Here is a 12,541-nt window from a genome sequence, read left to right as displayed (position 1 = left end):
GCATGGCCAAGACGAAGCGACTGACCGACGACAGCACTGTGACCACCAGCCCGCACCTGCGGCCGCACACCGCCGACCTGAACCGGCTGCTCGCGGGCGAGCACCACGACCCGCACTCGATCCTCGGGGCGCACGAGTACGAGGACCACACCGTGATCCGGGCCTACCGTCCGCACGCGACTGAGGTCGCGGCCGTCGTCGGCGGTGAGCGGCACGTGTTCACCCACCTCGAGGCTGGCGTGTTCGCGGTGACCCTGCCGTTCACCGGCCTGATCGACTACCGCCTCGAGGTCAGCTACGACCACGGCGGCGACCAGCCGCACATCCACCACACCGCCGACGCGTACCGGTTCCTGCCCACGTTGGGCGAGGTGGATCTGCACCTGTTCTCCGAAGGCCGCCACGAACGGTTGTGGGAGGTGCTCGGCGCGCATCCGCGCAGCTTCACCACCCCCGACGGCGTCGTCGAGGGCGTCTCCTTCGCGGTGTGGGCGCCCAACGCCAAGGGTGTCCAGTTGATCGGCGACTTCAACCACTGGGAGGGCAACGAGGCGCAGTTGCGCGTCCTCGGCTCGACCGGTGTGTGGGAGCTCTTCTGGCCGGACTTCCCGGTCGACGGGCTCTACAAGTTCCGCATCCACGGCGCCGACGGTGTGGTGAGCGAGCGGGCCGACCCGATGGCGTTCGCCACCGAGGTTCCGCCGCAGACCGCATCGCGGGTCACCACGAGCACCTACACGTGGAGCGACGACACGTGGATGAGCCGGCGGGCCGCCCAGAATCCCGTCTTCGAGCCGATGAGCACCCTCGAGGTGCACCTGATGTCGTGGCGGCCGGGCCTGTCCTACGTCGAGCTCGCCGACCAGCTGACCACATACGTCGTCGAGCACGGATTCACCCACGTCGAGATGCTGCCGGTCGCCGAGCATCCGTTCGGCGGCTCGTGGGGCTACCAGGTCACGTCGTACTACGCGCCGACGTCACGCCTGGGCACGCCCGACGAGTTCCGCTATCTCGTCGACCGCCTGCACCAGGCGGGCATCGGGGTGATCGTCGACTGGGTGCCCGCCCACTTCCCCAAGGACGCGTGGGCGCTCGGCCGGTTCGACGGCACCGCACTCTACGAACACGCCGACCCGCGCCGCGGTGAGCAGCTGGACTGGGGCACTTACGTTTTCGACTTCGGCCGCGCCGAGGTGCGCAACTTCCTGGTCGCGAACGCGCTGTACTGGCTGCAGGAGTTCCACGTCGACGGGCTGCGGGTGGACGCCGTCGCGTCGATGCTCTACCTGGACTACTCGCGGCCCGAGGGCGGCTGGACGCCGAACATCTACGGCGGCCGCGAGAACCTCGAGGCGGTGCAGTTCCTGCAGGAGATGAACGCCACCGTGCACAAGGCCAGCCCGGGCATCGTGACGATCGCCGAGGAGTCGACGTCGTGGCCCGGGGTGACCCGGCCGACGAATCTCGGCGGCCTGGGCTTCTCGATGAAGTGGAACATGGGCTGGATGAACGACACGTTGGCGTTCATCAGCCGCGATCCGATCCACCGCAGCTACCACCACCACGAGATGACGTTCTCGATGCTGTACGCGTTCAGCGAGAACTACGTGCTGCCGATCAGCCATGACGAGGTGGTGCACGGCAAGGGCACGCTGTGGGGCCGGATGCCCGGCGACGACCACCGCAAGGCCGCGGGTGTGCGGCAGCTGCTCGCCTACCAGTGGGCGCACCCCGGTAAGCAGCTGCTGTTCCAGGGTCAGGAGTTCGGCCAGCGCGCGGAGTGGTCGGAGGAACGCGGCGTCGACTGGTACCAGCTCGACGAGAACAGCTACTCGGGCGGCATCCTGCGGATGATCTCCGACATGAACGGGATCTACACGAGCCACCGGGCGCTGTGGTCGCACGACACCAGACCCGAGGGCTATTCGTGGATCGACGCGAACGACTCGGCCAACAACGTCCTGAGCTTCCTGCGCTACGGCGACGACGGTTCGGTGCTGGCGTGCGTGTTCAACTTCTCCGGCACCGAGCACAGCCAGTACCGGCTGGGCCTGCCGCACGCCGGCACTTGGCGTGAGGTGCTCAACACCGACGCGTCGGACTACAACGGCGCGGGGATCGGCAACTACGGGGCCGTGCAGGCCAGCGACGAACCGTGGCACGGCCGCCCTGCCTCGGCGGTGATGGTGCTGCCGCCGCTGTCCGCGCTGTGGTTCGAACCGGTGTCCGCCGAGGCGCCCGTCGTGCAGGAGCCCGCGACGGATCCGCCGCTGTCCTAGGCACCCTTCCGCAACCTCGCCGACGAGAAAGGGGCGCCCCGGGTGGGGCGCCCCTTACGTCGTGGTGGGTGGTCAGCGGGTGGTGACGTATACGACGCGGTCGTCGTTGTCGTAGCGGACCGAGACGATGCTGGACTGGTCGAGCGGCTTGCTCATGCCCTGCTGGGTGACGCGGACCTGGTAGCCGCGGTCGTCGAGGGAGCTGATGGTGTCGGCGGCGTTGCCGGGTCCGGAGGGGGCGGCCTGGGCGGGGGCGGCGAAGGCCAGGAATCCGGTGGCCAGTCCGCCGGCGATGATGGTGGCGAATCCGAACTTGTTCATGTTCTTGCCTCTTCGTGTCCGTTCGGTCTGGAGGGATTTCCTGGCCGGTCTGACTGCAACAACCTGCAGGTCAGCGCCATCCATCCCGTTGGCAGTGATTGACCGACGGCTGGCAGGAAGTGATCGAAGAGGTCCGGGAACGCGCCGGGACCGCGGTGCTCAGTACAGCGCGTTGGCGAGCTTGCGCCGGCCCGCGATCACCTCGGGATCGGCCGGGTCGAACAGCTCGAACAGTTCGATGAGACGGGTCCGCACCCGCGTGCGCTCGTCGCCGGCGGTGCGCTTGACCAAGGCGATCAACCGCTCGAAGGCCGCCTCGACCTGCTGCTGGAGGATCTCGACGTCTGCCGCGGCGAAGGCGGCGTCCACGTCGTCGGGTGCGGCGTCGGCAACGGTCGGCGCGTCGGGACGCTGGGTCGTCGCGCGCTGGAGGAACGCGATCTGCCGGACCGCCCCCTTGGCCTCGGCGTGGTTCGGCTGAGCGTCGAGGATCGCCTGGTAGGCGCTGAGTGCGGCGTCGAAATCCCCGTCGTCGAGGAAGGCGCGCGCCTGCGCGACCTCGGGGTCGACCTGCTCGGGCTGATCGGGATCCCCGGCACCCGGCAGCTTCCCGGCGGTCGCTTCGAGGAGCGAATCGATCCAGCGCCGCAGCTGATCGGCCGGTTGCGGACCCTGGAAGCTCGAGATCGGCTGGCCGCCGGCGAGCGCGACGACCGTGGGCACCGCCTGCACGCCGAACATCTGCGCCACCCGCGGGGTGGTGTCGACGTTGACCGTCGCCAGCGACCACCTGCCTGCGTCGGCGCCTGCCAGGTCGGCGAGCGTCTGGCCCAGCGCCACGCTGGAGTCGCTGCGCGGAGACCACAGCAGCACGACGACGGGGACCTGGCCGGAGCGGACCAGCACCTCGGCCTCGAGATTCGCCTCGGTGATCTCGACCCCGCCGGGGCCGCCCGTCGCGGCGGGCCCGCCCGCCTCGGCGGCGGGGCGTTGCTTGAGCGCGGACAGATCAACCGCACCGGCCAGCGCCGGCCCGATGGAAGGTCGTGGACGTGTCACGCGTGCAAGTCTGTCACGTCGTTTCGGGTACCGGGCGGCCTGGCCGACCCATCGCGGGCGCCGCGCCGGCGCCCATCCGGCCCGTGCGCTCTGCCCATATGAGGAAGATCACAGTGCCGAGCGGGACGATGCTCGCCAGCCCCGCCAGCAACCACGTCCACAGCCTCCACCGGAGGGTGAACCCGGTCACGACGGCGGCCACGACGAACGCGACGAACACGCCGCCGTGGGCGGGGCCGAAGATCTTGACCCCGATCTCGGTGCTCGGGCTGCCGAGGTACTTGAAGTACATCCCCAGCAGCAGGCCGACCCAGCTCACTGCCTCGAGCAGGCCGACGAGCCGGAGCCAGCCGACAGGGCTACGCAGATCGAAAGCACCGAACATGGCCGCCATTGTGCCTCAAGCCGGCCTCGATTACTACAAGCCGTCGTAGACGCTGCCGGAGGGCGACGCGTCAGGGGCGACGCAGGATCAGCGCATCGCCCTGGCCACCGGCGCCGCACAGGGCGGCGACCGCGTAGCCGGAACCCTTGCGGGCCAGTTCGAGCGCCGCGTGCAGCGTGATGCGGGCACCCGACATCCCGATCGGGTGGCCGATCGCGATCGCGCCGCCGTTGGTGTTGACCTTGTCGGGATCCACGCCGAGCTCCTGGGTGGAGGCCAGCGCGACCGCGGCGAAGGCCTCGTTCAGCTCGATCACGTCGAGCTGGTCGGCGGTGATGCCCTCCTTGGCGATCGCCTTCTTGACCGCGTTGGCCGGTTGCGACTGCAGCGTCGAGTCGGGCCCGGCGACCACACCGTGGGCGCCGATCTCCACCAGCCAGGTCAGGCCCAGCTCCTCGGCCTTGGCCTTGTTCATCACGACGACCGCGCAGGCGCCGTCGGAGATCTGCGACGCCGAGCCGGCGGTGATCGTGCCGTCCTTGCGGAACGCCGGCTTCAACCCGGCCAGCGACTCGGCCGTGGTGTTGGCGCGGATGCCCTCGTCCTCGGCGAACTCGAGCGGATCGCCCTTACGCTGCGGGATCGACACCGGCACCACCTCGTCGGCGAACACCCCGTCCTTCCACGCCGCGGCGGCGCGCTGATGGGACTGCGCCGCGTACTCGTCCTGCTGGGCGCGGGTGAACTGGTCGACATCGTTGCGCTGCTCGGTGAGTGCGCCCATCGGCTGGTCGGTGAACACGTCGTGCAGGCCGTCGTATGCCAGGTGGTCGACCGCCGTCACATCGCCGTACTTGTAACCCGCGCGGCTGTTCACCAGCAGGTGCGGCGCCTGGCTCATCGACTCCTGGCCGCCGGCCACCACCACGTCGAACTCGCCGGCGCGGATCAACTGGTCGGCCAGTGCGATCGCGTCGATACCCGACAGGCACATCTTGTTGATCGTCAGCGCAGGCACGTCCCACGGGATGCCCGCGGCCACCGCCGCCTGGCGGGCCGGCATCTGCCCGGCGCCTGCGGTGAGCACCTGACCCATGATCACGTACTCGACGGCCGACGGGGCCACGCCCGCTTTCTCCAGGGCGGCCCTGATGGCGACCGCCCCCAGGTCGCTGCCCGAGAAGTCCTTCAGCGAACCCATCAACTTGCCTACCGGCGTCCGGGCTCCAGCAACGATCACCGACGTCGTCATCACTACCTCCAAGCGGGTTTCAGGCGGTTCCGATGAGGCTATACAGCGGACCTGAGGTGTTCGGAACCGATGCCGTTAGGTTACCTTTGCGATATGACTGCCGAGCAAATTGACGCCCGTCCAGTACTGGCCACCGCCCTGGTGACCGCGATCGACCACGTCGGTGTCGCGGTGCCGGATCTGGACGAAGCGATCCGGTGGTACCACGACCACCTCGGCATGATCGTGCTGCACGAAGAGGTCAACGAGGAGCAGGGCATCCGCGAGGCCATGCTGTCGGTACGGGGCGCCGCGGTCGGCAGCACCCAGGTCCAACTGATGTCGCCGCTCGACGACACCTCGACGATCGCCAAGTTCCTCGACAAGCGCGGACCCGGCCTGCAGCAGTTCGCCTACCGTGTCAGCGACCTCGACGCACTCAGTGCGCGGCTGCGCGAGCAGGGCGTGCGGCTCATCTACGACGAGCCCCGCCGCGGCACCTCGAACTCGCGCATCAACTTCATTCATCCCAAGGACGGCGGCGGCGTGCTCATCGAGCTCGTCGAACCCGCGGCCGAGCACTGACCCACTAAGACCATCTGCGCGTCGGGCCCCGCGTGGCCCGGTGCGTCCAGCACGGCGTGTGCCAGTGGCGGCGATCCTCCACCGCGGCCTCCCCCGCGTCCGCTGGCCAGACCACCAGATGTGCTGTGCCGGGCCGGATCTCGTGATCACAGCCGGGGCACCGGTAGGTCTTCGACGCGCGTGCGCCGGCCACCGGCCGTACCTCGTAGTCATAGCCGTCGGGGCCGGTCTCGACGCGTCGCCCGGTGAACAGCGGAGGCAGCGGGCGCGATGGCCGCGACGGGTGACGGCGCCTGGGCATAAGGGCAGTCTAGGGCTTCAGAAGAGCCGGAACTCGTCGCTGTCCATACCGCGCATCTGGTCGTAATCGAGTATGAGGCAACGAATCCCGCGGTCTATGGCCAGCGTGCGCGCCTGCGGCTTGATCTGCTGGGCAGCGAACACCCCGGACACCGGCGCGAGCAGGCTGTCTCGATTCAGCAGTTCGAGGTAGCGGGTGAGCTGTTCGACACCGTCGATCTCGCCGCGGCGTTTGATCTCCACGGCCACCGAGCGCCCGGACTCGTCGCGGCACAGCAGATCCACCGGCCCGATCGCGGTCATGTACTCGCGGCGCACCAGCGTGTACCCGTCGCCGAGCAGTTCGACATGTTCGGCGAGCAGCTTCTGCAGGTGGGCCTCGACACCGTCCTTGACCAACCCGGGGTCGATCCCGAGGTCGTGGCTCGAGTCGTGCTCGACGTCCTCGACGGTGATCCGCAACTGCTCGCCGGCCTTGTTCTCCACCACCCACACCGGGTGGGTGTCGCCGGCCTCCTCCTTCAGCCGGCACGGCGGACTCATCCAGTTCAGCGGCTTGTAGGCCCGGTCGTCGGCGTGCACGCTGACCGAACCGTCGGCCTTGAACAACAGCAGTCGGCGCGCAGAGGGCAGATGGGCGGTCAGCCGACCGATGTAGTCGACCGTGCACTGGGCGATGACGAGACGCACCCGCACAACATTAGGGTCTGCGCACTTCTGCAAATTAGGCTGGCGGCACAATGGACGCGACGACGACCGCCAAGAAAAGCGTTCCACAGCGGCTGGGACTGCTCCTGGAGAAGGTGACCAGGCAGAGCGGGCGTCTGCCGGACACCCCCCACTACGGCTCGTGGCTGCTGGGAAGGCCGGACGAGGACCAACAGCGCCGGCGTATCCGCATCCAGGTCATCCTCACGTTCTTCATCCTGTTCACCAACATCCTGGGCATCGCGGTCTCGCTGCTCCTCAACGCCGTGGCCATCCCGGTGCCGAGCGTGTTCTCCGACGCACCGGCCTGGTTGACCTGGGTCGTGGTGCCCGCCTACATGGTGGTCGCGCTGCTCATCGGCACGGCCTGGATCACCTCCCGCACGGTCCGCTCCTTGCGGTGGGCGATCGAGGAGCGGACTCCCACCCGCACCGACCAGCGCAACGTGTTCCTGGCGCCGTCGAAGGTGGCCAAGATGCTGCTGTGGTTCTGGGGCGTCGGCACCGTGCTCCTGACGGTGCTGTACGGCCTGCAGGATTCGGCCTTCATCCCCCGGTTCCTGTTCGCCGTGGGTTTCCCCGGCATCGTGGTGGCGACCGCCTGCTACCTCATCACCGAGTTCTCGCTGCGGCCGATCGCGGCCCAGGCGCTCGAAGCGGGCCGCCCGCCACGCCGGTTCGCGCACGGGGTCATGGGCCGCACCATGACGGTCTGGCTGCTCGGCTCCGGTGTGCCCGTGCTCGGCATCCTCATGCTGGCCGTGTTCTCGCTGTCGATGCAGAATCTGACCGCGACGCAGTTCGGGGTCGCCGTGATGATCATCGCCATCGTGGCGCTGCTCTTCGGGCTGATCCTGATGTGGCTGCTGTCCTGGCTCATCGCGACGCCGGTACGGGTGGTGCGCGCGGCGCTGAAGAACGTCGAGCGGGGCGACTTCGACTGTCAGCTGGTCGTTTTCGACGGCACCGAACTCGGAGAGCTGCAGCGGGGTTTCAACAAGATGGTCGAGGGTCTGCGCGAACGCGAACGGGTGCGCGACCTGTTCGGCCGCCACGTCGGCCGGGAAGTCGCTTTGGCGGCCGAGAAGCAACAGATCGAACTCGGCGGCGAAGAGCGCCACGCCGCCGTGATCTTCGTCGACATCATCGGATCGACGCAGATGGTCACCAGCCGGCCCGCCGTGGAGATCGTCGAGCTGCTCAATCGGTTCTTCGCGGTGATCGTCGACGAGGTCGATCGTCATCACGGCCTGGTCAACAAATTCGAAGGCGATGCGGTGCTGGCCGTGTTCGGCGCCCCGGTCGCACTCGACAACGCCGAGGACGAGGCGCTGTCGGCGGCCAGGGCCATCGCCGGGCGCCTGGCCGACGAGGTGCCCGAATGCCAGGCGGGCATCGGGGTGGCCGCAGGCAAGGTGGTCGCGGGCAACGTCGGCGCCAGGGAGCGCTTCGAGTACACCGTCATCGGCGAACCGGTCAACGAGGCTGCACGGCTGTGCGAACTCGCGAAGTCGGCGCCCGGCCGGCTCGTCGCCTCATCCGACACCGTCGCGGCCGCCACCGACTCCGAACGCGGGCACTGGACGCTGGGCGACACGGTGACCCTGCGCGGCCACGACGAGCCCACCCGCCTGGCCCTGCTGGCCTGATCTCAGGTCCCGCGCAGCGTGCCGTCGAGATACTCGGCGCGGCAGGCGCGACGGGCCAGCTTGCCGCTCGTGGTCCGCGGGATGGCGCCGGCGGGGACGAAACGCACGTCGGCGACGTCGATACGGTGCCGCTGCCGCACCCCCTCGCGGATCGCGTCGACGGCCGGAGCCGGGTCGGCGCGGCGGGTTCCCGACGCCCGCTCGGCGATGATCACCAGCTGCTCGTCGGGCACGGTGAACGCGGTGGCGTGGCCCCGGCGCACCAGCGGCGAGGCGTCCGCCGTGGTGGTCTCGATGTCCTGCGGGTAGTGCTGCCGCCCGTCGATCACCACGAGATCGGCCAGGCGGCCGGTCACGTACAGCTCGCCGTCGAGGTAGGTGCCGAGGTCGCCGGTGCGCAGCCAGCGACCGCTCTCGGGTACCCCGTCGGCGTGACCTCCGACGGCGGATCTCAGTGTCGCGCCGAAGGTTTCGCGTGTCTCGTCGGGCCGCGCCCAGTAACCACGGCCGATGTTCTCGCCGTGCAGCCAGATCTCCCCGATGTGCCCGTCAAGCAGTTCCTCCCCCGAGCCGGGGTCGACGATCACCGCCCACTGGCTCCGGGCGATCTGACCGCACGACACTTGCGGCACAGCGCTTTTGGCGTCGGCAGGTACGCGGACCGCCCGGCCGGCGGCCAGGTGTCCGCGATCGAGATGGACCACCGACGGTTGCGCGTCGGGGGCGATCGTCGCGACGAACAGCGTCGCCTCGGCGATGCCGTAGGACGGTTTGAACGCCGTCGGCGGCAGCCCGTGCGGCGCGAAGGCCGCGGTGAACGTGTCGATGGCCGCCATGCTCACCGGTTCGGACCCGATGATGAGCACGACATTGCTCAGGTCGACGTCGTCGCCGGCCTCCGGCAGCCCGCGCTGAGCGGTCCATTCGTAGGCGAAGTTGGGCGCGGCGGTGACGACGCGGCCGTGGCGGGATCCCTCGGCCAGCGCCCGGACCCATCGCTGCGGACGGCGCAGGAACGCCGTCGGCGACATGAGCGTGGAGTGTCCGCCGTAGACGGCGGGAAACCCGAGCATCGACAGCCCCATGTCATGAAACAGCGGTAACCAGCTGACGCCGTGGGTATTTCGGTCCAGCAGGTCGATCGACAGGATCATCTGCAGCAGATTGGTGCCGACGGCCCGGTGGGTGATCTCCACGCCGACCGGGGGCCTGGTCGCGCCGGAGGTGTACTGCAGATGCGAGACGTCGTCGACGTCGACCGGCTGCTCCACGAAGGCGTCGCCCGCATCGTCGGGGATCTGGTCGAGCAGCACGACGTGCGGCCGCGGGAAACCGACCGGGCCGGCGAGGAAGTCGTCGACGGCGCCGGCCGCCGCGGTGGTCGTGAGCACGACGGTCGGGCGGGCGTCTCCGAGTGCGGTGCGCAGGCGTTCGGCGTGGCCCTGCAGTTCGGGCGCGAACAGGGGGACCGCGATGGTGCCCGCCTTGATCGCGGCGAAGAATCCGGCGATGTAGTCGAGCCCCTGGGGCGCGAGGATCGCCACCCGGTCGCCGCGGGAGGTGAGCGTCTGCACGCGCGCGGCGATCGCCCGCAGCCGCACACCGAGTTCGGTCCAGGTGAGTTCGGCGACGGCGACGTCGTCGGTGCCGGTGTGGTCCAGGTAGCGGTACGCCACCGCGTCGCCGACGGCGGCGATGTTGCGGTCGATCAGGGAGATGAGCGTGACGCCCGGCGGCAGCACGATGTTGCCGTCGGCGTCCAGGCAGTCCTCGATCTTCAGCAGACCTTCGTGAACCACCTGGCCGGTACTGCCGCTCATGGCGACGAGTCTAGGGAATGTCGCCGTGGCGTCTCGGCGCCGACGCACGGGTTCGCCCGCCCACGACCATGTCGGATTTCCGCCGGTGTTGTCGGTGACGGCGTGTAAGTCTGACAGCATGTACGACGATTTCGACCGCTGCTACCGGGCCGTGCAGTCCAAGGACGCCCGGTTCGACGGTTGGTTCGTCACCGCCGTGCTGACCACGCGGATCTATTGCCGGCCAAGCTGTCCCGTCCGGCCGCCGTTCGCCCGCAACGTGCGGTTCTATCCGACCGCCGCGGCCGCCCAGGCGGCCGGGTTCCGGGCCTGCAAGCGCTGCAGGCCGGACGCGTCGCCGGGTTCGCCGGAGTGGAATGTCCGCGGCGATGTGGCCGCCAGGGCGATGCGCCTGATCGCCGACGGCACCGTCGATCGCGACGGCGTCACCGGCCTGGCCGACCGCCTCGGCTACACCACGCGGCAGGTGCAGCGCATCCTGCAGGCCGAAGTCGGCGCCAACCCGCTCGCGTTGGCCCGTGCGCAGCGGGCACAGACCGCACGGGTGTTGATCGAGACCACCGATCTGCCGTTCTCCGATGTGGCGTTCGCCGCGGGCTTCTCGAGCATCCGGCAGTTCAACGACACCGTGCGCGCCACGTCCGCGTGCACCCCCACCGCGATGCGGGAGCGGGCGCGACGCCGGTACGGATCTGCCGAGACAGGCGCAGGGTCACTCGCGCTGCGCCTCCCGGTGCGCAGGCCGTTCGCCTGTGAAGGGGTGTTCGGCCACCTGGCGGCCAGCGCGGTCCCGGGGGTGGAGGAGTTTCGCGACGGGGCGTTCCGGCGCACGCTTCGGCTGTCGAAGGGGCACGGCATCGTGAGCCTCACCCCCCGCGACGATCATGTCGACTGCGTCCTCCACCTCGAGGATCTCCGCGACCTCTCCAGCGCGATCGCGCGGTGCCGGCGCCTGGTGGACCTCGACGCCGATCCGGAGGCCGTCGTCGACGTGCTCAGCGCCGATTCCGAACTCACCGCACTGGTGACGAAGGCGCCCGGCCAGCGCATCCCGCGCACGGTCGACGAGGCGGAGCTGGCGGGGCGGGTCGTCCTGGGTCAGCAGGTGTCCCTGAAGGCGGCCCGGACGCACGCCGGCCGGCTCGTCGCCCACTACGGTCGTCCGATCAGCGATCCGCACGGCGGTCTGACCCATGTGTTCCCCACCGTGGAGGAGCTCGCCGACATCGAACCCGCCCATCTCGCGGTGCCGCGCAGCCGGCAGCGCACTGTGCGGGCGCTCGTCGAAGCGTTGGCGGCCGGCGACGTCCGTCTCGACCCCGGATGCGACTGGGACGAGGCGCGACAGCAGCTCACCGCGCTGCCCGGCATCGGCCCCTGGACCGCGGAGATGATCGCGATGCGGGGCCTCGGCGATCCCGACGCCTTCCCGGTGGCCGACCTTGGCGTGCTCACCGCCGCCCGACACCTCGGCCTCCCGGATGATGCGCGAGCGCTCGCCGCGCACAGTTCGCGGTGGCGGCCGTGGCGGGCCTATGCGACGCAGCACCTGTGGACGGCGCTCGACCATCCGGTCAACGACTGGCCCCCGAAGGAGGTCTGACAGTGACGATCCGATTCCGTACCGTCGACAGTCCGGTCGGTCTGTTGACCCTGGCCGGCCGCGACGATCGCCTGATGCATCTGCGCATGGTCGATCAGACCTATGAACCGAGCCGCGAAGGCTGGGTGCCCGACGCAACCGCGTTCGCCGACGCCGTCGAGCAGCTGAATGCGTATTTCGCCGGCGAACTCACGGCGTTCGACCTCGACCTCGATCTGGTCGGCACCGCGTTTCAGCGCCGCGTGTGGGAGGCGCTGACGACCATTCCGTACGGGGAGACACGGTCGTACGGCGAGATCGCCAAGCAGATCGGAGCTCCCGGCGCATTCAGGGCCGTCGGACTCGCGAACGGCCACAATCCGATCGGCATCATCGTGCCGTGTCACCGCGTGATCGGCTCGAATGGAAGCCTCACCGGATATGGCGGCGGAATCGAAAGGAAGCGAATGCTCCTCGGAATGGAAAAGCAATTCCATTCCGCCATTCCGACGCTATTCGATTGAGCGCACAGCATTACCCATAGAAATGCCTCGGCCCTCCGATTGTGGTCGGAGGGCCGAGGGTAAAGGGTGTTCGGCGGTGTCCTACTTTTCCACCC

Annotated in this window: 12 protein-coding genes; 5 read left to right on the top strand and 7 right to left on the bottom strand. The window is 69.2% G+C overall.

Annotated features, from left to right (window positions below; all coding sequences use genetic code 11):
* Nucleotides 1-2 precede the first annotated feature (2 nt).
* Entirely contained in the window at nt 3-2,282 is a 2,280-nt protein-coding gene (gene glgB / locus AU195_RS00055; protein ID WP_059157330.1) for a 1,4-alpha-glucan branching protein GlgB, read from the top strand.
* 72 nt (nt 2,283-2,354) lie between these two features.
* Here glgB and AU195_RS00050 read toward each other — a convergent pair whose 3' ends face one another.
* The 4 genes from AU195_RS00050 to AU195_RS00035 form a co-directional block, all read right to left on the bottom strand.
* Nucleotides 2,355-2,603, bottom strand: a complete 249-nt coding sequence (locus AU195_RS00050; RefSeq protein WP_059157025.1) for a hypothetical protein — start codon at nt 2,601-2,603, stop codon at nt 2,355-2,357.
* A 159-nt stretch (nt 2,604-2,762) separates the two neighbouring features.
* A complete protein-coding gene (locus AU195_RS00045; protein WP_059157024.1) occupies nt 2,763-3,662 on the bottom strand; it encodes a tetratricopeptide repeat protein in 900 nt (299 codons plus the stop codon).
* 13 nt (nt 3,663-3,675) lie between these two features.
* Nucleotides 3,676-4,056 (bottom strand): DUF3817 domain-containing protein, encoded by a 381-nt coding sequence (locus AU195_RS00040; RefSeq protein WP_059157023.1) that lies wholly within the window; start codon nt 4,054-4,056, stop codon nt 3,676-3,678.
* A 61-nt stretch (nt 4,057-4,117) separates the two neighbouring features.
* Entirely contained in the window at nt 4,118-5,299 is a 1,182-nt protein-coding gene (locus tag AU195_RS00035; RefSeq protein WP_059157022.1) for an acetyl-CoA C-acetyltransferase, read from the bottom strand.
* A 93-nt stretch (nt 5,300-5,392) separates the two neighbouring features.
* Here AU195_RS00035 and mce point away from each other — a divergent pair, with 93 nt between their 5' ends.
* Nucleotides 5,393-5,863: a methylmalonyl-CoA epimerase gene (gene mce, locus AU195_RS00030; RefSeq protein WP_059157021.1), complete on the top strand. Its 471-nt coding sequence runs from the start codon at nt 5,393-5,395 to the stop codon at nt 5,861-5,863.
* Nucleotides 5,864-5,867: 4 nt separating this feature from the next.
* Here the strand turns inward: mce and AU195_RS26080 are convergent, their stop codons facing one another.
* Together AU195_RS26080 and nucS are read right to left on the bottom strand one after the other, a co-directional pair.
* On the bottom strand, nt 5,868-6,164 hold the full coding sequence (locus tag AU195_RS26080; protein ID WP_082702911.1) for an Rv1322 family protein: 297 nt from the start codon (nt 6,162-6,164) through the stop codon (nt 5,868-5,870).
* A gap of 17 nt (nt 6,165-6,181) precedes the next feature.
* Nucleotides 6,182-6,853, bottom strand: coding sequence for an endonuclease NucS (nucS, locus tag AU195_RS00025; RefSeq protein ID WP_059157329.1), 672 nt, complete (start codon nt 6,851-6,853; stop codon nt 6,182-6,184).
* A 50-nt stretch (nt 6,854-6,903) separates the two neighbouring features.
* On the opposite strand from nucS, the gene AU195_RS00020 reads away from it, so the two are divergent.
* Complete coding sequence (locus AU195_RS00020; RefSeq protein WP_059157020.1) at nt 6,904-8,520, top strand: adenylate/guanylate cyclase domain-containing protein; 1,617 nt, start codon at nt 6,904-6,906, stop codon at nt 8,518-8,520.
* Between the two features lie 2 nt (nt 8,521-8,522).
* On the opposite strand, the gene AU195_RS00015 is transcribed toward AU195_RS00020, so the two are convergent.
* On the bottom strand, nt 8,523-10,340 hold the full coding sequence (locus AU195_RS00015) for a fatty acyl-AMP ligase (RefSeq protein WP_059157019.1): 1,818 nt from the start codon (nt 10,338-10,340) through the stop codon (nt 8,523-8,525).
* Between the two features lie 118 nt (nt 10,341-10,458).
* Here AU195_RS00015 and AU195_RS00010 point away from each other — a divergent pair, with 118 nt between their 5' ends.
* Complete coding sequence (locus AU195_RS00010; protein ID WP_157530972.1) at nt 10,459-11,943, top strand: DNA-3-methyladenine glycosylase 2 family protein; 1,485 nt, start codon at nt 10,459-10,461, stop codon at nt 11,941-11,943.
* 2 nt (nt 11,944-11,945) lie between these two features.
* A complete protein-coding gene (locus AU195_RS00005; RefSeq protein ID WP_059157017.1) occupies nt 11,946-12,446 on the top strand; it encodes a methylated-DNA--[protein]-cysteine S-methyltransferase in 501 nt (166 codons plus the stop codon).
* Nucleotides 12,447-12,541: the final 95 nt, after the last annotated feature.

Origin of the sequence: Mycobacterium sp. IS-1496 (assembly GCF_001499995.1) — a bacterium.
Taxonomy (GTDB): Bacteria; Actinomycetota; Actinomycetes; order Mycobacteriales; family Mycobacteriaceae; genus Mycobacterium.
Note: the sequence above shows the minus strand (reverse complement) of the source record. Positions and strands in the feature narration are given on the sequence as shown.

Coding starts and splice junctions, on each gene's coding strand:
- glgB (WP_059157330.1), top strand. CDS start 3: ATGGCCAAGACGAAGCGACTGACCGACGACAGCACTGTGACCACCAGC.
- AU195_RS00050 (WP_059157025.1), bottom strand. CDS start 2,603: ATGAACAAGTTCGGATTCGCCACCATCATCGCCGGCGGACTGGCCACC.
- AU195_RS00035 (WP_059157022.1), bottom strand. CDS start 5,299: ATGACGACGTCGGTGATCGTTGCTGGAGCCCGGACGCCGGTAGGCAAG.
- AU195_RS00040 (WP_059157023.1), bottom strand. CDS start 4,056: ATGGCGGCCATGTTCGGTGCTTTCGATCTGCGTAGCCCTGTCGGCTGG.
- AU195_RS26080 (WP_082702911.1), bottom strand. CDS start 6,164: ATGCCCAGGCGCCGTCACCCGTCGCGGCCATCGCGCCCGCTGCCTCCG.
- AU195_RS00015 (WP_059157019.1), bottom strand. CDS start 10,340: ATGAGCGGCAGTACCGGCCAGGTGGTTCACGAAGGTCTGCTGAAGATC.
- mce (WP_059157021.1), top strand. CDS start 5,393: ATGACTGCCGAGCAAATTGACGCCCGTCCAGTACTGGCCACCGCCCTG.
- AU195_RS00010 (WP_157530972.1), top strand. CDS start 10,459: ATGTACGACGATTTCGACCGCTGCTACCGGGCCGTGCAGTCCAAGGAC.
- AU195_RS00020 (WP_059157020.1), top strand. CDS start 6,904: ATGGACGCGACGACGACCGCCAAGAAAAGCGTTCCACAGCGGCTGGGA.